General features: G+C 72.5%; 18 protein-coding genes and 3 pseudogenes. 11 read left to right on the top strand and 10 right to left on the bottom strand.

Translation table 11 applies throughout. The features are described 5' to 3' along the window. Window positions 1–84: 84 nt before the first annotated feature. The 5 genes and pseudogenes from ABZ923_RS09960 to ABZ923_RS09940 all read left to right on the top strand — a co-directional run bounded on the left by ABZ923_RS09960 (window position 85) and on the right by ABZ923_RS09940 (window position 5,108). Window positions 85–1,044 (top strand): AraC family transcriptional regulator, encoded by a 960-nt coding sequence (locus tag ABZ923_RS09960; RefSeq protein WP_361469147.1) that lies wholly within the window; start codon window positions 85–87, stop codon window positions 1,042–1,044. A gap of 222 nt (window positions 1,045–1,266) precedes the next feature. Beyond that, window positions 1,267–1,365: pseudogene (locus ABZ923_RS09955) on the top strand (N-acetyltransferase); the annotation flags it as partial. A 49-nt stretch (window positions 1,366–1,414) separates the two neighbouring features. Continuing rightward, window positions 1,415–1,561 (top strand): annotated as a pseudogene (locus ABZ923_RS09950) (dihydrofolate reductase); the annotation flags it as partial. Window positions 1,562–2,137: 576 nt separating this feature from the next. Beyond that, complete coding sequence (locus ABZ923_RS09945; RefSeq protein ID WP_361469144.1) at window positions 2,138–3,739, top strand: serine/threonine-protein kinase; 1,602 nt, start codon at window positions 2,138–2,140, stop codon at window positions 3,737–3,739. Window positions 3,740–3,923: 184 nt separating this feature from the next. Beyond that, entirely contained in the window at window positions 3,924–5,108 is a 1,185-nt protein-coding gene (locus tag ABZ923_RS09940; protein ID WP_361469142.1) for an ROK family transcriptional regulator, read from the top strand. A gap of 52 nt (window positions 5,109–5,160) precedes the next feature. On the opposite strand, the gene ABZ923_RS09935 is transcribed toward ABZ923_RS09940, so the two are convergent. Genes ABZ923_RS09935 through ABZ923_RS09925 form a run of 3 tightly spaced genes read right to left on the bottom strand, consistent with a single transcriptional unit; the run spans window position 5,161 to window position 7,225 of the window. Next, window positions 5,161–5,595: a septal ring lytic transglycosylase RlpA family protein gene (locus ABZ923_RS09935; RefSeq protein WP_361469139.1), complete on the bottom strand. Its 435-nt coding sequence runs from the start codon at window positions 5,593–5,595 to the stop codon at window positions 5,161–5,163. Between the two features lie 45 nt (window positions 5,596–5,640). Continuing rightward, on the bottom strand, window positions 5,641–6,495 hold the full coding sequence (locus tag ABZ923_RS09930; RefSeq protein ID WP_361469137.1) for a glycoside hydrolase family protein: 855 nt from the start codon (window positions 6,493–6,495) through the stop codon (window positions 5,641–5,643). Window positions 6,496–6,505: 10 nt separating this feature from the next. After that, window positions 6,506–7,225 carry a chitinase gene (locus ABZ923_RS09925; RefSeq protein WP_361469135.1) on the bottom strand — a complete coding sequence of 240 codons (720 nt, stop codon included), beginning with the start codon at window positions 7,223–7,225 and terminating at the stop codon, window positions 6,506–6,508. Here ABZ923_RS09925 and ABZ923_RS09920 point away from each other — a divergent pair. The 5 genes and pseudogenes from ABZ923_RS09920 to ABZ923_RS09900 form a co-directional block, all read left to right on the top strand. Continuing rightward, window positions 7,207–7,533, top strand: a pseudogene (locus ABZ923_RS09920) (CAP domain-containing protein); the annotation flags it as partial. The gene ABZ923_RS09925 and the pseudogene ABZ923_RS09920 overlap by 19 nt on opposite strands. Window positions 7,534–7,552: 19 nt before the next feature. After that, window positions 7,553–7,849, top strand: coding sequence for a hypothetical protein (locus ABZ923_RS09915; protein WP_361469309.1), 297 nt, complete (start codon window positions 7,553–7,555; stop codon window positions 7,847–7,849). Between the two features lie 149 nt (window positions 7,850–7,998). Then, window positions 7,999–8,214, top strand: a complete 216-nt coding sequence (locus ABZ923_RS09910) for a ferredoxin (protein ID WP_361469303.1) — start codon at window positions 7,999–8,001, stop codon at window positions 8,212–8,214. Beyond that, window positions 8,204–9,595 (top strand): FAD-dependent oxidoreductase, encoded by a 1,392-nt coding sequence (locus ABZ923_RS09905; RefSeq protein WP_361469133.1) that lies wholly within the window; start codon window positions 8,204–8,206, stop codon window positions 9,593–9,595. Before ABZ923_RS09910 ends, ABZ923_RS09905 begins: the two co-directional genes overlap by 11 nt. A 35-nt stretch (window positions 9,596–9,630) precedes the next feature. After that, window positions 9,631–10,869 carry a cytochrome P450 gene (locus ABZ923_RS09900; protein ID WP_361469130.1) on the top strand — a complete coding sequence of 413 codons (1,239 nt, stop codon included), beginning with the start codon at window positions 9,631–9,633 and terminating at the stop codon, window positions 10,867–10,869. 44 nt (window positions 10,870–10,913) lie between these two features. Here ABZ923_RS09900 and ABZ923_RS09895 read toward each other — a convergent pair whose 3' ends face one another. The 5 genes from ABZ923_RS09895 to ABZ923_RS09875 form a co-directional block, all read right to left on the bottom strand. Continuing rightward, window positions 10,914–12,014: a histidine kinase gene (locus ABZ923_RS09895; RefSeq protein WP_361469128.1), complete on the bottom strand. Its 1,101-nt coding sequence runs from the start codon at window positions 12,012–12,014 to the stop codon at window positions 10,914–10,916. Then, complete coding sequence (locus tag ABZ923_RS09890; protein WP_361469125.1) at window positions 12,011–12,664, bottom strand: response regulator transcription factor; 654 nt, start codon at window positions 12,662–12,664, stop codon at window positions 12,011–12,013. Before ABZ923_RS09890 ends, ABZ923_RS09895 begins: the two co-directional genes overlap by 4 nt. A 104-nt stretch (window positions 12,665–12,768) precedes the next feature. Beyond that, window positions 12,769–13,395 carry a histidine phosphatase family protein gene (locus ABZ923_RS09885; protein WP_361469122.1) on the bottom strand — a complete coding sequence of 209 codons (627 nt, stop codon included), beginning with the start codon at window positions 13,393–13,395 and terminating at the stop codon, window positions 12,769–12,771. A 155-nt stretch (window positions 13,396–13,550) separates the two neighbouring features. Further along, window positions 13,551–14,051, bottom strand: coding sequence for a GNAT family N-acetyltransferase (locus ABZ923_RS09880; RefSeq protein ID WP_361469119.1), 501 nt, complete (start codon window positions 14,049–14,051; stop codon window positions 13,551–13,553). A 77-nt stretch (window positions 14,052–14,128) separates the two neighbouring features. Next, a complete protein-coding gene (locus ABZ923_RS09875) occupies window positions 14,129–14,605 on the bottom strand; it encodes a rhodanese-like domain-containing protein (protein WP_361469118.1) in 477 nt (158 codons plus the stop codon). A 94-nt stretch (window positions 14,606–14,699) separates the two neighbouring features. Between ABZ923_RS09875 and ABZ923_RS09870 the strand changes: the two genes are divergently transcribed. Next, window positions 14,700–15,146: an Lrp/AsnC family transcriptional regulator gene (locus tag ABZ923_RS09870; protein ID WP_361469115.1), complete on the top strand. Its 447-nt coding sequence runs from the start codon at window positions 14,700–14,702 to the stop codon at window positions 15,144–15,146. Here the strand turns inward: ABZ923_RS09870 and ABZ923_RS09865 are convergent. Further along, complete coding sequence (locus ABZ923_RS09865) at window positions 15,143–18,160, bottom strand: SMC family ATPase (RefSeq protein WP_361469113.1); 3,018 nt, start codon at window positions 18,158–18,160, stop codon at window positions 15,143–15,145. The genes ABZ923_RS09870 and ABZ923_RS09865 overlap by 4 nt on opposite strands. Further along, entirely contained in the window at window positions 18,157–19,320 is a 1,164-nt protein-coding gene (locus tag ABZ923_RS09860) for an exonuclease SbcCD subunit D (RefSeq protein ID WP_361469110.1), read from the bottom strand. Before ABZ923_RS09860 ends, ABZ923_RS09865 begins: the two co-directional genes overlap by 4 nt. Window positions 19,321–19,373: the final 53 nt, after the last annotated feature.

The following is a 19,373-nucleotide window of genomic DNA, read 5'->3' as shown; positions in this document are numbered from 1 at the left end:
CTGCTGTGTCGCTCACCAGCCTGTCTGTCGTTCGCCGGACTATGAATACTTGTCCATCCCGATTTCTTGCGCGAGAGTACGGACATGGATCCCGACCGACTCTCCGAGGCACTCGACCTGGTCGAGGTGCGCAGCGTGCTGACCGGCGGCGTCGCGGCCAGCGGCGGGTGGTGGGCCCGCGGCCCGCTGGCCGACCCGGTCAAGTTCTTCGCGATGGTGAGCGGGCGCGCCCGGCTCACCACCGACGGCGTCGTCGAACCGATCGACCTCGTGGCGGGTGACGTGGCAATCCTCACCGGCCGCTCGTGGGTGGCCTTCGAGGCCGGCGCGGAGCCGCGCCACGAGGTCCAGCCGGAGTCGGACTTCTCCACCGCCCGCTTCGCGGGCTCGGACCCTGCCGTCGACGACGTCGTGATCGGCGGGTGCGTCAGCGTGAACGAGGCCGGGCGGACGCTCCTGCTGGAGTCGCTTCCACCGGTGGCCCACATCCGGTCCTCCGCCGCCGGAGACGGGGACCGGCTGCTCGCCGCCCTGCTGCGGCTCTTCGACGAGGCGACCGGCGACCGGCTCGGCTCGGCCTTCGCGATCCGGCAGTACGGCCAACTGCTCCTGCTGGAGGTGCTGCGCTGTTACGTCGACCAGACCCTCCTGCCCTCCGGCTGGTTGCGCCTCCTCGCCGACGAGCGCCTGCGCCCCGCCGTCGACCTGCTCCACGGCCGCCCCGAACGCGTGTGGCGGCTAGAGGAGTTGGCGCGCGCCGCCGCGATGTCCCGGACCACATTCGCGGAGCGGTTCCGCGAGGCCGCCGGTGTACCGCCGCTCACCTACCTGGGCCGGTGGCGCATGCTGCTGGCCCAGCGCGCGCTGCGGAACGGCGACGCTCGCGTTGCGGCGCTCGCCGCCGAGCTGGGCTACGGCTCGGAGAGCGCGTTCAGCACGGCGTTCAAGCGCGTTGTCGGGGAGTCGCCGCAGCGCTACCGGATGCGCGTGCGCCAGGAGGCCGTTCCGATCGCGGGCCGGTCACGGAGATCAGCCCTGAGCTGAGCCGGCGCGCCTCGGGTACCTATCCGGGCTCAGGAGAACTCGCGGGATGCCGCACAGTGGGCGAGAGGCCGTCCCCGCCTGCTGCTGCCCCTCCTCGCGCTCGAGCCGGCCACACGTTGCAGCACCCCTCCGCGCACTTCCGGCGTTCGCCCAGCCCACCCCCACGCTTTAGGGACGTCCTCCAGTTGTGGAGGAGGCTGCGGTGGTCGGCGAGGATGCATCGGGTTCACACGCGAGGGAACACTGCGGCGCTCCGCCTGGGTGTACGCAGACGAAGCCATCCTCGGCCTCCTCGCGAACGAATGGACGCCCCGGAGATGAACAGCAGGAGCCCGACCTCCCGAGAGAGACGCGAACAAAAAGCGCAAGGCTTGACGAAGCCCTGAGGGTCTACCCGGTGCTCGTCGGCGGTGGCATCTCGTTCTTTCCCCGGCGCGAGCGCCGGGTGGATCTCGAACTCGTCGAGACCCGCACGTTCGGATCGAGAGTCGTCCACCTGCGCCACCGCGTGGTGCGCCGGCGACTCGAGCCGAAGGCATGGAGCCGGGCCGCAGTGATGTTCGGGGCGGAGGTCGGCCCGGCGATCCTCGAATTGATCCGCGCGACAGGGCATTTAATCCTCCCCTTAGGACCTTGCTGCCGCTCTCCTCAAGGTTCTAGCGTCTCGCAAAGGCTCACGGCAGGGCGAACGAGTGCCGAGTGGATCGAACCGGTAACCGCAATTCGGGATCGAGCGGCGGGACGCCGGCCGTGTCACACCATCCGCACGTAGTGCTTGGCCCGGACTAACCCAGCAAAGGAAGCTCCCATTCCAGCTAAGACAAGATCGGCATCCTGGGTGAGGACCAGGCCGTTGCGGAGCAACACCCAGTGGGCCGTGGACCGCGTCGGCGCCGTCTCCGGTCCGCGACCCGCGAGTTCGGGGAGATACAGCGGGTGCCCCACCGGGCAGACCGGCGTCGCAACCGGCAGATCCTGGCATCAGCCTCGGCGGACAAGCGCGCGGATTGCTCCGCGGGCGGCTGGAGCGCTCCGACGGGCACCGCTCCCAATGGAAACGTGAGAGCGCGTGATATCCGGAGATGGTGACCAGGTGACCACGCGTTCGGAACGGGTGATCGCCGGACGGTATCTGCTTCACGACGTCCTCGGCAGAGGCGGCATGGGCACGGTCTGGCGCTCCCACGACCAACTGCTGGACCGGCCGGTCGCCGCCAAGGAACTGCACGTCGTCACCGGCGGCGACGAGGACCACCGCGTACGGGTACGGCGTGCCATCCGGGAGGCCCGCGCGGTCGCCCGGGTGCCGCATCCCCATGTGGTGGGAGTACACGACCTGGTCGAGTCCGAGGACCGGCTGTGGATCGTCATGGAACTCGTCGAAGGGTCCTCACTGGCGAATCGGACGGCCGAGACCGGACCGCTCACACCGCAGCAGACCGCCGCCGTCGGCCTGCAACTGATCGACGCGCTGGACGCCGTCCACGCGGTCGGGACTCTGCACCGGGACATCAAGCCCGCCAACGTGCTGCTGCGCCGTGACGGCAGCGCCGTCCTCACCGACTTCGGCATCGCGGCCCTGGACGACGGTGAGTTCCTGACGAGCACCGGTCAAGTGGTCGGCTCCGTAGAGTTCATGGCGCCGGAGCGCGTGATGGAAACAGAGGTCGGACCGGCCTCCGACCTGTGGTCACTGGGCGCCACACTCGCCACGGTGTGCTGCGGCGAGTCACCCTTCCGCAGGCCGGGAGCACCCGCGACGATGCACGCCGTGGCGTACGAGGAACCCAGCCTGTCGGAGCGGCTCGGTCCGCTGCGCCCGGTCGTCGAAGCGCTGCTGCGCAAGTCCCCGGCCGAGCGTCCTTCGACGGCAGCCGTGCGTTCCGCGCTGCGAGGTGTCGTGGCCGGCGAGCCGGACGTCGAGTTCCTGCCGCCGGCGACCGTACTCGCGCTCCGGCCTGCGGCCCCGATGGCCGACGCGAACACGATGGCCGCCAAGCCGAAATGGCGCGTCCCGGCTGCGGAGACCGTGCCGCCTGGGCGCCACACCACGCCGCTCGAACTCCCACACCCGCAGGCGCAGGCGCAGGCATCCCGCTCGGCGTGGCCGAAGCGGCTGCGATGGGGGCTGGCCGGAACGGCCGCGGCGGGCGTTGCGGGGGGTCTCTTCCTCACCGGAACGCTGCCGCTCAAGGATGATCCGAAACATCCGAACGCTTCGAACGCTTCGAGCACTCCGAGCACTCCGAGCACTCCGCGCACTCCGAACACTCCGAACACTCCGAAAACGGGGACGGCCCGTCAGGTCGTCGAGTCGACGGCCGGTTGGCAGCCTGTCACCGGCGTGTCCCTCCATCAGGGCGACCGGGTCACCGTCCAGTTCGTGTCCGGAGAATGGACGGCCAACTCCCGAAAGCTGCCCGTGACCGGGCCGGCCGGTTACGACCCGAAAACCAACCAGCTGCCGGAGGGAACGAAGGCCTGCAAGGTCAAAGTCGGGGCTCCGTTCGGCTCCTTGCCGGCTCGACTCGTGGGTGAGCAGGACTTCCCGATGCACATCGTCGAACAGAAGCTGACTTTCCGGGCGACCGGCGACGCCTGCCTGCAACTGGGCATGAACGACGCCTCCGGTGCCTGCTCCCAGGACAACAGCGGCACGCTGACCGTGCAGGTGCACGTCACGCCTCAACCCTGACCCGGGCGGCGTCAGCCTTCTCCGGCGCGCGGCAACACCGCGAACGCCCAGGTGTCCTCCCTCTGAGTGGCTCCACAGAATTCCCACAAAGACGCCCTCTAGCTTCTTGCGCCACGGGGGACGGACGACTGATCTCCGTCCCCCCACACAACAGTTGTGCTCAAAGAGGGGGGCGCCTTCCGCCATGCTGACCGAGACGACGACACGGGCCTCCAGCGCGCACGAGGCCCTGGTACTGAGCCTGCTGCGCGAGCACGGTCCGCTCACTCGGGGAGACTTACGGATCCTGAGCGGCCTGTCCCGCACCACGCTCTACGACGCCGTCGGGGCGCTGATGGACAACGGCAGCGTCCTCGCCTCGGTTCCGGAGGCGGCCCGGCGCAAGCGGGGCCGCCCGGCGGAGGTACTGACCGTGAACCCCGGGGCCGGCCGGCTGCTCGGCATCGAGTTCGCGCGACGGGCGGTGCGGGTGGCCGCGATGAACGCGGCGCACGAGATCGTCGGCACCACCGGCGAACCGCACGACCCCGACACCCCGTGGCAGACCCGCATCGACCTAGCGTGGCGGCTGGCGGACAAGCTCACGCACGGGACGCTGCGACCGGGCGTCCTGAACGGCATCGGCGTCGGGGTGGTCGGACCGGTCGGCACGCCGGGGCAGGGCCCGCTGTGGGCGCCTCGGCACGACATCGTGGCGGCACGCGTGCGCGAACGCTTCGGCGCACCGGCCCTGATCGACAACAACACCCGGCTGGCCACCCTGGCCGAGACGATCTGGGGTGCCGCCGCGGGTGAACAGAACGTGCTGTACCTGCGGCTGTCGCACGGCGTCGGCGGCGGACTCGTGATGGCCGGCACACTGCACCGCGGCGCCCACGGCCGCTCCGGGATGTTCGGCCACATCACCGTGGACCCGGGCGGCGCACCCTGCGAGTGCGGTGCGATCGGATGCCTGGAGACAGTGGCGTCGATCGGGGCCGTACTCGACGCCTGCCGCACCGCGGGAACCGCGGCAGCGGACCTGCCGGAGCTGGTGAGCGCGCTGGAGTCCGGCGACGCGGCCGCGCACGCGGTTCTGGCACGGGTGGGCACGCATGTCGGCAGGGTGCTGGCCGATGTGAGCCATGCCGTCGGACCCGACGTGATCGTCATCGGCGGCGAGCTGGTCGACGCCGGTCGAGCCCTGATGGCACCGATCGAGCACATGCTCGACACGCATGTAGCGCGCTGCTCGTACGGGGTGCCCCGAGTGATTCCGGCCGGACTCGGCGATACCGGCACCGCCCTCGGCGCCCTCGCTCTGCTCCGGCGGCACCCGGATCACCAAGCGCCCGGGCTGCGGGAGGCAACCCGGGCGCTCATACCGTGACACGGAGACGTCAGCCGCTCCGGCCGCCGGTCACCCCGTCTTTCTCAGAGGGTCACTTCAGCACCTTCTGCCGGACGACGATGTGACCGGCGTCGGGGTTGAGGCTCCCGCCGAGCCGCCTGAAGGCGCCGTCGGTCAGGTCCAGGCACTTGGGTTCCGCCTTCGTGTGCTTGAACGTGCCGCGGTCGTTGACGCGCACGACCAGGGACTTGCCGTTCGCCACGTTGGTGACCCGCACCCTCGTGCCGAAGGGCAGCTGGGGATTGCGGGTGAGCGAAGTCGCCGCGGTGTTCTTGCTGTTGTCGAAGATGTCGCCGTTGGCGGTGGTGCTGCCGGCGGGTATCGGGCCGTAGTGCGTCGCCCAGCACGTCGGCCTCTGAGCCTGCGCGGAGGCGGTCGCGGCGGAACTCGCCGGAGCCAGGGCGACCATCGCGGTCAGTACGGCCGCACCGGCCGCGATGGAGGCGTGCAGGGTCCGCTTGCTCATGTTCTTTTCCTCGTTTCTCGTGATTTTGACTGATTGATCTTGTGTTCAGCCCGCGGAGCGATAGGCGACGCCCACCCGGTTGGCCGTCGCACCGTGGTAAAGGCCGGTGCCGTCGCCGTGGTCGGTGGAGAGGGTGAACCACGCGTAGCGCCGGACGTAGTCCAGGTGCTGGAGCATGGCCGTCGACTTCTTCACGAATGCGGCCTGTTGCACCTTGGACGGATAGCGCGGGGTGCCGGACGAGAAGTCGATCAGGGCGTATTCGGTGAGCCAGATCGGCTTCTTGTAGCGCTTGTGCACGGCCTCGAGATAGCTGCGCAACTGCCCCGTCGCGCGCTGGGCGTCGAAGTCCGCGCCGTACCAGTGCAGGGGGATGAAGTCGACCTGGTAGTGGCGGGCGGCGGCGCCCTTCATGAACCGGTCCAGCCAGCCGCCGGCGACATCGCCGCCGGTGGCCACGGCGGGGGCGCCGAGCCGCAGACCGGTCGACTGGAGCCGGGGCCACATGTCGAGTGCCTGCTTCACGGTCATGTGGGCCTGGTCCGACCTGTCGGGCTCGTTGAAGCCGAGCAGGTTCTTGCCCTGCTTCTTGGCCAGGCCGAGCTCCTTGTTCGTCACCGAGCCCGCGTCATGGATCATGGGCACGAACTCGACACCGCGCGGCGGCTTGATTCCTCCCTTGCCCGACGACCAGGTGTAGAACCAGCCGGAGTTCGAGTCGGCGAGCGCCTTGGTGACGCCGTCGAACTTCCAGGCGCTGATGCCCTTCTTCTTCGCCGCGGAGGTGGCGGCAACGGAATGGCCGTCGGCCGCGAACGCAGTGGGCGTGGCGCTCTGGCTGCCGGCCACGAGCACGGCCGAGAGCAGGAACGGCAGGGCGAGGACGCGTACCTTCCGCATGACGCCTCCCTCAGCAGCTGAGGTGCGCGCCGGCGCCGACGCGGAGCATCTTGGTGAACTTCCTGTACTTGGCGACCCGGTCCTTCATCTCGGCCGGGTTGCCGCCGTTGCACTCGATGGCGCCGTTGATGCTGCGGATGGTCTCGCCGAAGCCGCCGCTCTTGACCATCGCGTGGTGGGGCGTCATGGTGCCGGGTCCGGACTGGGTCATCCAGTACCAGAGCGCGAGCTTCCAGGTCACGACGGGGTTCGTCGCCGCGAGGTTCGGGTGGTTCAGCAGGTCGATGTGGACCGCGTCGCCGGCCGCCTTGTAGTTGTAGTTCCAGCTGATCTGGAGCGGGCCGCGGCCGTGGTACGCGGACTGGCCGGCCGGGCAGCCGTAGGGCTCTTGCTGACAGTAGGTCGGCCAGTTGGTCTTGTTCTGCTCGTTGATGTATATCAGCCCGCTGGTCTCGTGGCTGACGTTCGCGAGAAAGGCCGCGGCCTCACGCTTCTTGGTCTTGGCGTCGCCGGTGTGCGCGAAGGCCGGGAATGCCTTCATCGCCTTGACCAGGCCCTCGTAGGTGTAGAGCTTCTTGTGGTGCGGGAACATCTTGTTGTACTGAGCCTTGCTGACGACGAATCCACCGCTTTGCTCTGCGGCGGACGCCGTGGTGGTGCTCACATTGACCGCGCAGATCGCTATCAATGCGGCGGTGAGCACGGCGTAGAGTGCACGTAGCCTTCGCATACGGGAAACTCCTTGGAGTAGAGGCGGGTTGCCCATCGGAACCCGGATACGAAGCTACCTGCCGCCGCCCGGAGAAAAGGGCTCAGAAATTGCTTTGGGAACGGCAGTTGTTGCTCGGGGAGTTCGAGCACGACAACCGCGTGCGGAACAGACGAGCATATAATCCCACCGGCTGGACCTCACTGGCGGAGAACGTCGCGGCCGCTCAGGCCACCGCCGCCGACGTGGTCAAGGCGTGGACGAAGTCGCCGGGCCACCAGGCGAACATCCTCAACTGCTCGCTCAAGCACATAGGCGTCGGCTACGTGAAGGCGTCCGGCTCGGCAGGTGGCCAGGCCGCCGGCCGCCTGGGACTTCGGCCGCCACCTCGCGTACACGCTGATGACGGAGTACGCCACACGGATGGCGGCCGTCTTCGTGTCGTCGATGTCGGTCATCGGCCGCCGTCTCGGGGTCCTGCCGCGCCGGCTGACGACACTGGGCTTCCTCACCGCCCTGACGCTGCTGTTCGTCTCGTCGAACGTGCCCTGGGCGGAACTCGTCTTCCCGGCCTGGTCCCTGCTGCTGAGCCTGCACATGCTCCGCACGGGCCGGGGGGCCCGGCCCCGGCCGGGCCAGGCGTAGGCCGTCGGCCACTCACTCGATCGGCGTGCCCGGCGCGCGGGCGGCCCGCCCCGGCTCGCATGCTGGCGGGCGGGGGACGACCGCCGTCCGGAACCGTCCGCGCGGGCCGCGCGGGCGCCCGGACCTGGCCAGGGAAGGGCGGAGCGTCGATGAGGCTCGTCGTCGATCTCAACAAGTGTCAGGGGTACGCGCAGTGCGTGTTCCTCGCGCCGGACGTCTTCGCCCTGCACGGCGAGGAGTCGCTGATCTACAACCCGCGTGCGGACGACGCCCAGCGGGAGCGGGTGGCGCGGGCCGTCGCCGCCTGCCCGGTGCAGGCGATCACCGCCGAAGGAGCGGGCCGGGAGGCGTCCGATGGCCGCTGACTACGTGGAGTGGCTCAGGCGCGAGGGCCGGATCGTCGTCGTCGGCGCCTCGCTGGCCGGCCTGCGGGCGGCCGAGACGCTGCGTGCCGAGGGCTTCGCCGGCGAGCTGACCCTGATCGGGGACGAGCCGTACGAGCCGTACGACCGGCCGCCGCTGTCCAAGTCCGTGCTGCTGGGCATGGCGTCCCCGCACCACACCGAGCTGCCCCGCCGCCGGGAGATCGACGCCAAGTGGCGCCTCGGCGTCGCGGCGACCGGCCTGGACCTGACGGCCAAGCGGGTCCGGCTGGCCGACGGGGACGAGGTGGAGTACGACCGGCTGCTCATCGCCACCGGTGTGCGCGCCCGGCCCTGGCCGAAGCAGGAGGAGGCCCGGCTGGACGGCGTCTGCCTGCTGCGCACCCGGGAGGACGCGGCCGATCTGTACCGGCGGCTGAAGGCGGGGCCGCGCCGGGTGTTCGTCATCGGCGCCGGGTTCGCCGGTTCGGAGGTGGCCTCGGCGTGCCGGGAGATGGGCCTGCCGGTCACCGTGGCGGAGCGGGCGGGAGCGCCGCTGGTGGGGGCGCTCGGCGGGGTCGTCGGCGCGGTCGCGGCCGACCTGCAGACCGAGAACGGCGTGGACCTGCGCACCCGTGTGACGGTGACCGCGCTGGAGGGCGACCCGGCCGGCCGGGTGCGGGCCGTCCACCTGTCGGACGAGAGCGTCGTCGAGGCGGACGTGGTCGTGGTCTCGCTCGGGTCGCTGCGGAACACCGAGTGGCTGAACGGGTCGGGGCTGGGCGCCGGGCCCCGGGGCATCGCGTGTGACGCGGGCTGCCGGGCCTTCGACTTCCGGGGCATCGTCACGGACGACGTCTTCGTGGCCGGCGACGTGGCGCGCTCCCCGCACGCCCTCTTCGGCTACCAGTTCCTGTCGCTGGAGCACTGGGGCAACGCCGTCGCCCAGGCGGAGACCGCCGCGCACAACATGATCTGCCACGGCGCCGACCGGCGCCCGCACCTGTGGATGCCCGCGTTCTGGTCCTCGATGTTCGGTGTGAACATCAAGTCGGTCGGAGTGCCGCCCATGGGCGAGGAGCTCATGATCACGCAGGGTTCGCTGGCCCAGCGCCGGTTCGTCGGCGTCTACGGCTACCAGGGCCGGATCGTGGCCGCCGTGACCTTCGACAACACGCGGTGGCTGGAGTTCTACCAGGGGCAGATCGAGCGGGGCGCGCCGTTCCCGGTGGAGTTCCCGACGGTGGACCGGCGTCCGGAGAACCGGCAGCCGGTACCGGCCGGCTTCCCCGACCCGTCCCTGCCGACCCACGGCCCCATGGTGACCCTGAGCGGTTACTCGCCGGCCGACCAGCAGCTGGTCTTCCACCCCGCCCGCCACTGACCGCCGCCACGGCCCGCACGCCCGAAGGACCCGCCATGCCGCACGCCTCGATGTTGCGCCAGATCACCGACTTCGCCAATCGCGCCAACCCCTATCCGGTGTACGCGGAACTCCGCCGGACACCGGTGCTGCACGAGGAGGAGGGCGGCCCGTACATCATCAGTTCGTACTACGACATCAAGGCGCTCCTCCACGATCCGCGGATCAGCTCCGACGCCACCAACCTGGCCGCCGCCGGGGACGACGAGCTGGGGCCGACGGAGGAGACGGGAGGGCTGCCGCCGTCGTTCCTGCGCCTCGACCCGCCCGAGCACGACCGGCTGCGGCGCATCGCGAACAGCGCCTTCGGGCCGCCGCACCGGCCGCGCCGGATCGACGGTCTGCGCACCGAGATGCGGGAGATCGTCACCGAGCTGATCGACGGCTTCGGGGAGGCGCGGCAGATCGACCTGGTCGACCGGTTCGCCTACCCCTTCCCGGTCACGGTGATCTGCCGGCTGCTCGGGGTGCCCCGGGAGGACGAGCCACGGTTCCGCAGCTGGGTCGACCCGCTGGTCGCGACCCTCGACCCGGAAACGCGGGAGAGCGGGGACGACGTCGCCCGGAAGAAGGCGCAGGAGGCCCGGATGCAGCTCGGCATGTACCTGGCCGGGCTGGTCGAGGAACGTACCAGGGAACCGCGGGACGACCTGTTGTCCGACCTGGTCGACAAGCGGGGCCCGGAGGGCTCCATGACGATGATGGAGGTGCTCAGCACCTCGGTGCTGCTGCTGATCGCCGGTCACGAGACGACGGTCAACCTGATCACCAACGGCATGCTCACCCTGCTGCGCCACCCGGAGGTCCTCCAGCGGCTGCGGGCGGACCCGGGCCTGTCGGTCAACATCGTGGAGGAGTTGCTGCGGTACGAACCGCCGGTGCAGCTGGTGCCGCAGCGCACGTGCATCGCCGACATCGAGGTGCGCGGGGTCACGATCCCCAAGGGCTCGCGGATCTGGCTGGCCCTCGCCGCGGGCAACCGGGACCCGGAGCGGTTCGCGGACCCCGAGCGGTTCGACCCGGACCGCGGGGACATCCAGCACCTCGGGTTCGGCAGCGGCATCCACAGCTGCTTCGGCGCGCCGCTGGCCCGGCTGGAGACCCAGCTGGCCCTGTCCGAGCTGGCCCGGCGGCTGGAGGGTCCCCGCCTGGTGGAGGACCCGCCGCCGTACCGGGAGAACGCCGTGCTGCGCGGTCCCCGGCATCTGGAGATCGCCTTCGACGAGCTGCGCTGAGCAGCACGTGGTGCGTGCCGCCGGGGTGAGCGGCCCGGGGCCGCTCACCCCGTGAGGTTCGCCGGCAGCACCACACAGACCTCGTAGCCGCCGTCTTCCGTCGGGCCCGAGGTCATGGTGCCGCCGAGGAGCTCGGCGCGCTGGCGCAGGCCGATCAGGCCGTGGTGCGCGCCGGGCAGCGGGAGGGGCGGCTGGGTCGGCGCGGTGTTGGTGACCCTGACGCGGACGGAGCCGTTGGCGTGCAGCAGGTCGATGCTCGCGGTGGCGCCGGGGGCGTGTTTGCGGGTGTTGGTCAGCGCCTCCTGGACGGTGCGGTAGATCGCGCGCTGGACGGTGGCCGGAAGCCCCTCGGGCAGGTCCATCCGCAGCCGGGTCTCGATGCCGCAGTTGTCGGCCAGCCGCCGGATGTCGGCGAGCGCCGGCTGCGGGGTCAGCTCCGTCGGGTGGCCTCCGGAGGCACGCAGGACGCCGACCATGTGGCGCAGCTCGTCCAGCGTCTGCACGCTCAGCCGCCGGATCGTCGCCGCCGCGTCCTTGGTGTCGGCGTCGCGCGCGCCGACCTGGAGCGCTCCGGCCCGCACGGCGATCAGGCTGACCTGGTGGGAGACGACGTCGTGCATCTCCCGCGCCAGCTGGGCGCGCTCCCTGGCCAGGACGGCCTGGGCCGTCAGCAGCTGCTGGTGGTCCCGCGCCTCGGAGATCTCGGTGAGTCTGAGCGACAGGTCGTGCCGGGTGCGCACGAGCTGGCCGAGGAAGACGGCGGCGGCCGCCGTGGCGGCGCTGTAGCCGAGCGCGATCAGCTTCCGGGTGTCGGTCGGATCGGGCTCCGGTGGCGGCAGGGACATCGTGTCGCTGAACGCGAAGGCGAGCGTGCACAGCAGCAGCAGCGTCCTGGGGCGGCTGAGCGAGGCCAGCGAGTACAGCGCGGCCAGGGAGGCGACGACCGCGTCGGACAGCAGGACGGCCGGGAGGGTGAGGAGGTAGGTGAGCAGCGGTAGCCGCCGGCGCAGCACCAGGGCCACGGCGGCGCCCAGACCGCAGGCCATGCGCAGCGGCTCGTAGATGTCCCAGTGCGCCCACACGTCGAGCAGGGCCATGGCCACCACCCCGGCGTCCTGCAGCAGCGGGGGCGGGCGGCGGGTCATCCGGTCTCCTCCGGGAGCAGACCGGCCCGCTGGGCGAAGAGGGCGGCCTGCACCCTGCCGCTGACCTCCAGCTTGGTGAGGATCGCGCTGACATGGTCCTTGACCGTGCCGGTGCTCAGGTGCATCCGGGTCGCGATGTCGGCGTTCGACAGGCCCTCGGCGATGAGGACGAGCACCTCGCGCTCCCGGCCGGTCAGCCGGTCGAGGGCCTTGGGCGGGCGCTCCTGCGGTCCGGCGCTCAGATAGCCGTCCACGACCGTTCGGGTGACCTTGGGCGAGAGCACGGTGCCGCCGCGGGCCAGGCTCTGCACCGCCAGCGGCAGCGCCTCGGGGTCGGTGTCCTTGAGGAGGAACCCGGCGGCGCCCGAGCGCAGTGCCGTCTCCACGTACTCGTCCATGTCGAACGTGGTCAGCATGGCCACCACGGGCGGCTCCGGCAGCCGGCGGATGTCACCGAGGACGGTGAGCCCGTCCACGTCCGGCATGCGGATGTCCAGCAGCACCACGTCGGGGTGCTGCTCGCGCACCGTCCGCAGGGCCTGGGCGCCGGACACCGCCCCGACGACCTCGATGCCGTCGGCGGCCGCGAGGATGCGCTGGAAACCCGTGCGGATCAGGGCTTCGTCGTCGACCACCAGTACCCGGATCACGTGCGCTCCAGCCTCGACGGAACCACTGTCCGATTCGTACCACGCCGGGGGCTGCTCCGCCGCCGGGCGCCGTGGTCACGTGCGCGCGAGCCGGCCCTGTCCGGTCATGGCCGGCCGGTGAGGCACGGGTGCCGGCGCGCCGGCAGCGTCAGCACCGCGACGGTAGCGGAGCCGTCGGCCGGCTGCCAGCGCCGCGGCACGGTCGGCGCGGCGAGCCGGGCGCTCCACCGGCCGTCGCGCAGCGTCAGCGTGAGCGCGGACGGCACCTCCAGGTACCGGAAGGCGCGGGCGGGCAGGGCCAGGACGTGGACCAGCGCGGCCCTGACGACGGTCTCCTCGGCGATCGCGAGGACGGGCCCCGCGTCGGCGGGCAGGGCCGTCAGCCAGTCGGCCGTCCGGCGGCACAGCCGGCGGACGGACTCGCCGCCGTGCGGTGCGGCGTCGGGATCCGTCAGCCAGACGGAGAGGCCGTGGGGATCCTCGGCCGCGATGTCGGCGAGCGGGCGGCCTTCCCACGCCCCGTGGTCCAGGCCGCGCAGGGCGTACTCGGGCGTGGCGTCGATCCCGAGGGCCTCGGCGGTCCGCGCGCAGCGGGCGGAGGGGCCCCGGAGGGCCAGGGCGTACGGCGGCAGGGCCGCCGTCACCCGCGCGCTCGGGGCGCCGTCCCCGAAGACCCGGTCGTGGCCGCCGTCCGCGGCGGTCGCGCAGAGCATCGTCAGTCGCACCGTCACCGTCCGACCTCCTTCTCCGATCGGGAGAGCCGCTCCGCCGGGGCGGAGAGGTTTCCCTCGCACACCACATTCCAGGAAGGGTGCCCCTTCAACCTCCAGCAGGTGGCCGGAGCACCCCCGCCGGTCGGCGGGACTTGTGCGCGGTCCCGGCGGGTCTACGACAGGAGCACGAGGTCGCACTGGTACCAGGTTCCGGGCAGACCGCCGAGGTCGGCCGGGTCGGCCGGTCCGATCGGGATGAACCCGGACTTGGTCAGCACCCTGTGGGACGCGGCGTTCCGGTGGGTGGTGGCCGCCCGCAGGGTGCGCAGTCCGTGCTCCCGTGCGGCCAGCCGGCACAGCTCCCGCACGGTCTCGGTGGCCAGTCCGCGGCCGGCGACGTGCTCGGCGACCCGGTAGCCGAGTTCCGCGGTGCGGTTCTCGATGTTGAGCAGGTTGAACCGGCCGAGTACCGCACCGTCCTCGGCGACGAGCAGGTAGAAGGCGCAGGTGCCGGCCTCCTGCTCGGCCAGCAGGGCGTTGTACCGGTCGGTGAACCGGTCGAAGTACTCGTCGCCGCGGTCGGGGACCGAGGCGGCGAAGTAGGCGCGGTTCGACAGCTCGAAGGCCAGGACCGCGGGGGCGTGGCTGGGGTGCAGCCGCTTCAGCTCGGGCACTGCCCGACTCTACCCGGACCGGGTGCCCGGACCACGTGTGTTCCCGCGCCCGTGTGCCGCGCCGCCCGGGTGCGGCATCAGCAGCCGCAGTCGCCGTCGACGGGTGCCGTCAGCGGGTCGGCGTCCCGGCGCGCCGGGCCCTGCCAGGTCTCGTAGGCGAAACCCTCGCGCGCCCAGTACTCGAAGCCGCCGAGCATCTCCTTGACCCGGTAGCCGAGGTCGGCGAGGGCGAGCGCGGCGCGGGTGGCGCCGTTGCAGCCGGGCCCCCAGCAGTACGTCACCACCGGCACGTTCTTGTCCAGGAGCCGTTCGGCCTGCTCGGGGATGAGCGCGGTCGGCAGGTGGACCGCGCCGGGGAGGTGGCCCTGGTCCCAGGACTCGGTGGAGCGGGAGTCCACGACGACGAACCCGGGGTCGCCGCCGGCCGCGAGCGCGGCGGCGACGTCGGAGACGTCGGCGTGGAAGGCGAGGCTCGCGCGGAAGTAGGCGGCGGCCTCGGCGGGAGCGGCGGGGGCGACGCGCAGGACGGGGTTCGCGGAAGTCGTCTTGATCATGACTGAGAATCTACGGTCCGCGGTCCGCCCCCTGAAGGGACGATCCTCGGGCTTTCCCTTGCCCGGCCGGGGATTCCCCTGCTATCCATCCGGGATGACCGTGTATTCCCCGGACGCCACCGACTGGCGCATCCTCGAAGTCCTCCAGCACGACGGCCGGGCCAGCTACGCCGAGCTGGCGCGCGCCGTGTCGATGTCGCCGAGCGCCGTCACCGAGCGGGTCCGGCGGCTGGAGGAGGCGGGCGTGATCCAGGGGTACGCGGCGGTGGTCGACCCCGAGCGGCTGGGCCTGCCGATCCTGGCGTTCGTACGGCTGCGCTACCCCAACGGCAACTACAAGCCCTTCCACGACCTGGTCGCGGCGACGCCCGAGATCCTGGAGGCGCACCACGTCACGGGCGACGACTGCTTCGTCATCAAGGTCACCGCGCGGTCGATGTCCCACCTGGAGGAGGTCTCGGGGAAGATCGGCGCGCTCGGTTCGGTGACCACCAGCGTGGTGTACTCCTCCCCGCTGACCCGCCGCCCGCTGGGCCGCTAGACCGCCGGGACCGTGCGGCCCTGGGCGACTCCCCGCTGCCGCAGCGCCGAGCCCGATCTGCCCTTGACGACCTCCAGCTGGGCGTGGATGCGGCGGCGCAGGTCGGCGACGTGGCTGACGATGCCGACGCTGCGGTCGCGTTCGCGCAGGGAGTCCAGGACGTCCAGGACCTCGTCCAGGGTCTGGTCGTCGAGGCTGCCGAAGCCCTCGTCGATGAAGAGGGTGTCCAGGCGGACGCCGCCCGCCTCGTCGGTGACGACGTCGGCAAGGCCGAGGGCCAGCGCGAGCGAGGCGAAGAAGGTCTCGCCGCCGGACAGGGTGGCGGTGTCCCGTTCCCGTCCGGTCCAGGCGTCGACCACGTGCAGCCCGAGCCCGCTCCGGCCGCGCCCGGTGCGGTCGTCGGAGTGGACGAGGGTGTAGCGGCCGGACGACATGCGCTGGAGGCGCACGGTCGCGGCGGCGGCGACCTGTTCCAGCCGGGCCGCCAGGACGTACGACTCCAGGCGCATCCGGCGTTCGTTGTCGGCGGAGGTGCCCGCGGTGAGGGCGGCGAGCCGGGCCACCCGGTCGTACTCCTCGCGCAGCGGGCCCAGCCGGCGTACGGCCTCGGCGGCGCGGGCGGAGAGGCGGTCCAGCTCGGTGCGGCAGCGGGCGGCGGCGTCGCGTGCGGAGGCGGCCTCGCGCAGCCGCCGTTCCGCGTCGGCCGCCGCGCGCTCGGCCGCCTCCGGGTCGGCGGGCGGCTGCTGGGCGGCGGCCGCGGTGCCGGGCTCGGCGAGGACCGTGCGGACGGCGGCCTCCTCCTGCTGCCAGGCGTCCAGGCGGTGCTGGAGCTCGCGGTGGGCGGCGGGGTCCAGCAGGGCCTCGGCGGCGGCCTGCGGGGTGTCGAAGCCGGCCCGGTAGGCGGCGTCGGCGAGCCGGGCGTCGGCGTCCTTCAGCCGCTGGGCGGCGTCCTCGGCGGCGCGCACGGCGTCGGCGGCGTCGGTCAGCCGTGCCGCCAGCCGCTCCAGCTCCGCGGCGCGCGCGGCCACGCTGTCGGCCGTGCCCCGAGCCTGCGCCAACTCGGCTTCCAGCAGGCTCTGTTCGCGCTCCAGGGTGTCCCGCCGGGTGAGCCGGGAGGCGGCGCGTACGGCGGCCTGCTGGCGGTCGGCGAGCCGCTGCTCGCGTTCCTGCCCGGCGCGCCGCAGCTCCTCCTGGGCGGGGTGCAGGGCGGAGGCCTCGCGGCGGGCGCGGGCGTACTCCCGCTCCAGTTCGCCGGCCTCGGCGGCGAGTTGGTCGGTGGGCGTGTCGCCGGCCTCGGCGGTGGCCGCGGCCAGGGCCTCGCGGACCTCGCCGAGGCGCCGTTCGTCCGCGGTGTGCTGTTCCTCGGCCCGCTGGTAGGCGGCGAGGGCGCGGTCCTCGGTCTCGCGGTCGACGTGTCCGGCGACCTTGCGGGCGGGGGCGGGGTGTTCGGTGGCTCCGCAGACCGCGCAGGGCTCGCCGTCGGTGAGGTGGGCGGCCAGTTCGGCGGCGATGCCGTTCAGGCGCTGTTCCTTCAGGTCCAGCCAGTGGGCGCGGGCGTCCAGGGCGCGCTGTCCGGAGTCCTGCGCGCGCTCCCTGGCCTGTGTGAGGTCGTCGGTCAGCCGGTCGCGGGTGCGGGCCGCGTCGAGCCGCCGCTGCATGGGGGCGCGCTGGACGGCGAGCTGTTCGGCGCGGGTGGCGGCCTCCTGGGCGGAGTCGACGCGGGCCTGGAGGGCCGCGCGGGTGGTGTCCCAGTCGGCTAGCCAGGCGTCGGCCTCGCGCAGGACGTCGTCGTCGGCGCGCTCCTGCCGGTCGAGTCCGGCGCGTTCCCCGGCGAGTTCGGCGAGCCGCCGTTCGGCGCGCCGGGCCGCGTCCAGGCCGCCCAGTTCCTCGACTGCCCGGCGGGCGGCGGCGGCCAGCCCGCTCGCGCCGGCGCCGGCGTGGGAGCCGGGCAGCAGGGCGCGTGCCTGTGCCTCGGCCGCGGCGGCCCGGCGGTGTTCCGTCTCGGCGGCCTCCCGCAGCTCCAGCGCGGGGGCGACGGCCTCCGCCTTGCGGGCCCGCTCCATGCGCTCCTGCGCCTCGCGATGCGCGCCGGCCCGCTCCTGGAGGCGCGCGGCACGCTGCCGGGCCTCGGCGAACCTGCTCTGCAGCCGGGCGAGTTCGCGTGCCTCCTCCAGGGCGTGCCGGGCCGCGGTGTGGGCGGACTCGGCGGCGGCGAGCCGGCAGTGGGCGATGGCGAGGCGTTCCCGGGCGGTGCTGCGGGCGACGGCCGCGGCGCCGAGGACGGCGTCGGCCAGGCCCGGGTCGCCGGGGGCCAGCTCGGGCAGCTCCATGGCGTCGCCGGCCTCCTGCTGCATGCGGTGGGCGTCGGCGAGCAGCGCCGTGTCCCCCTCGCGCACGCGTGCCTCGGTGGCGCGGCGGCGTTCGGCGAGGCGCTTCTCCACGTCGGTGAAGCGCTGGGTGTCGAAGAGGCGGCCCAGGAGCCTGCCGCGGGCCTCGGCGTCCGCGCGCAGGAAGCGGGCGAAGTCGCCCTGGGGCAGCAGCACGACCTGGCAGAACTGCTCGCGGCTCATGCCGAGCAGCTGCTCGATCTCGGTGCCGGTCTCCTGGTGGGAGCGGCTGAGGTCCTTCCAGGCGCCGGCCCGGGCGTCGTACTCGCGCAGCCAGGTCTGGGCCTTGTCGACCGTCATGCCCTTGCCGCGCAGCTTGCGGCGCTCCCACGGGGGCTGGCGGGTGATCTCCAGGCGGCGTCCGGCGACGGTGAGTTCGAGGCGGACCTCGGTACGGGTGCCCGGCTGGGCGTGGTCGCTGCGCAGGTGCATGCCCTGGCTGCTCTGCCGGGCGCCGGGGACGGAGCCGTAGAGGGCGTAGCAGACGGCGTCCAGGACGGAGGTCTTGCCGGCGCCGGTGGGGCCGTGCAGCAGGAACAGCCCGGCGGTGGACAGCGCGTCGAAGTCGACGTGCTGGGCGCCGCCGAAGGGCCCGAAGGCGGTGATGTCGAGCCGGTGCAGCCTCACCGGGCCACCTCCCGCACCGCGTGGTCGGCGCGTACGGCGTCGAACGCCTCGCGCAGTACGGCCGCCTCGTGCTCGTCGGGTCCGGTGCCGCGCACATGGGCGACGAAGTCCTGGGCGATCTGCTCGTCGCTGCGGCCCGCGAGGCGCCGTGCGTACGACACCCGGGCGTCGTCCTCGGCCCGTTCGGGCGCGAAGACCAGGCTGAGGGTGTGCGGGAAGCGCTCGGTGAGCCGGGCCATGGGGTCGGCCGGGCGGACCGGGTCGGTGAGGGTCGCCTCCACCCAGGCGTCCTCGTGGCGGGTCAGCGCCGGGTCGGCGAGCAGGTCGTCCAGGGTGCCGCTGATGCGGGCGAGCGGGCGGGGCACCGGGCAGTCGACGCGTTCGGCGGTGACCGCGCCGTCCGCGTCCAGGTCGATCAGCCACATGCTCTTGCGGTGGCCGGCCTCGGAGAAGGAGTACGCGAGCGGCGAGCCGGAGTAGCGCACGCGCTCGGTGAGGGTCTGGCAGCCGTGCAGGTGCCCGAGCGCCACGTAGTCGACGCCGTCGAAGACCCCGGCCGGTACGGCGGCGACCCCGCCGACGGTGATGTCCCGCTCGCTGTCGCTGGCCTGGCCGCCGGTGACGAAGGCGTGGGCGAGGACGACGGAACGCGTGCCCCGCGCGCGTGTGGCGAGGTCGGCGCGGACGCGGTCCATGGCGGCGCCGAGCACGGCTTCGTGGCCGGCCTTGTCGACGCCGAACTCGTCCTTCACCAGGGCCGGTTCGAGGTACGGCAGGCCGTAGAAGGCGACCTCGCCGTGGGCGTCCCGGAGCACGACCGGGGTGCCGGCGGCGGCGGGTTCGGTGCGCAGGTGGATACCGGCGCGGCCGATGAGTCCGGCGCCGACGCCGAGGCGGCGGGCCGAGTCGTGGTTGCCGGAGATCATCACCGTGGGCACGCCGAGGTCCGCGAGACGGTGCAGGGCGTCGTCGAACAGCTCGACCGCGGCGAGCGGCGGCACCGCGCGGTCGTACACGTCGCCCGACACGACCACCGCGTCCACCTCGCGCTCACGCACGGTGCCGACGAGGTGACCGATGAACTCGGCCTGGGCCCCGAGCAGGTTCACCCGGTGGAAGGCCCGGCCGAGATGCCAGTCGGACGTGTGCAGCAGTCTCATGGGCCCCGAGACTAACGGCCGGGTCCGACATCACGGGCGGTTGCTCCCGTATC

This window comes from Streptomyces sp. NPDC046881 (assembly GCF_040645015.1).
In the GTDB taxonomy this organism is placed as follows: domain Bacteria; phylum Actinomycetota; class Actinomycetes; order Streptomycetales; family Streptomycetaceae; genus Streptomyces.
Note: the sequence above shows the minus strand (reverse complement) of the source record. Positions and strands in the feature narration are given on the sequence as shown.

Bases quoted from the DNA above. Each gene is read 5' to 3' on its own strand.
- ABZ923_RS09860 (WP_361469110.1), bottom strand. From the start codon at position 19,320: ATGAGACTGCTGCACACGTCCGACTGGCATCTCGGCCGGGCCTTCCAC.
- ABZ923_RS09940 (WP_361469142.1), top strand. From the start codon at position 3,924: ATGCTGACCGAGACGACGACACGGGCCTCCAGCGCGCACGAGGCCCTG.
- ABZ923_RS09930 (WP_361469137.1), bottom strand. From the start codon at position 6,495: ATGCGGAAGGTACGCGTCCTCGCCCTGCCGTTCCTGCTCTCGGCCGTG.
- ABZ923_RS09895 (WP_361469128.1), bottom strand. From the start codon at position 12,014: ATGACCCGCCGCCCGCCCCCGCTGCTGCAGGACGCCGGGGTGGTGGCC.
- ABZ923_RS09900 (WP_361469130.1), top strand. From the start codon at position 9,631: ATGCCGCACGCCTCGATGTTGCGCCAGATCACCGACTTCGCCAATCGC.
- ABZ923_RS09905 (WP_361469133.1), top strand. From the start codon at position 8,204: ATGGCCGCTGACTACGTGGAGTGGCTCAGGCGCGAGGGCCGGATCGTC.
- ABZ923_RS09875 (WP_361469118.1), bottom strand. From the start codon at position 14,605: ATGATCAAGACGACTTCCGCGAACCCCGTCCTGCGCGTCGCCCCCGCC.
- ABZ923_RS09910 (WP_361469303.1), top strand. From the start codon at position 7,999: ATGAGGCTCGTCGTCGATCTCAACAAGTGTCAGGGGTACGCGCAGTGC.
- ABZ923_RS09935 (WP_361469139.1), bottom strand. From the start codon at position 5,595: ATGAGCAAGCGGACCCTGCACGCCTCCATCGCGGCCGGTGCGGCCGTA.
- ABZ923_RS09925 (WP_361469135.1), bottom strand. From the start codon at position 7,225: ATGCGAAGGCTACGTGCACTCTACGCCGTGCTCACCGCCGCATTGATA.
- ABZ923_RS09870 (WP_361469115.1), top strand. From the start codon at position 14,700: ATGACCGTGTATTCCCCGGACGCCACCGACTGGCGCATCCTCGAAGTC.
- ABZ923_RS09960 (WP_361469147.1), top strand. From the start codon at position 85: ATGGATCCCGACCGACTCTCCGAGGCACTCGACCTGGTCGAGGTGCGC.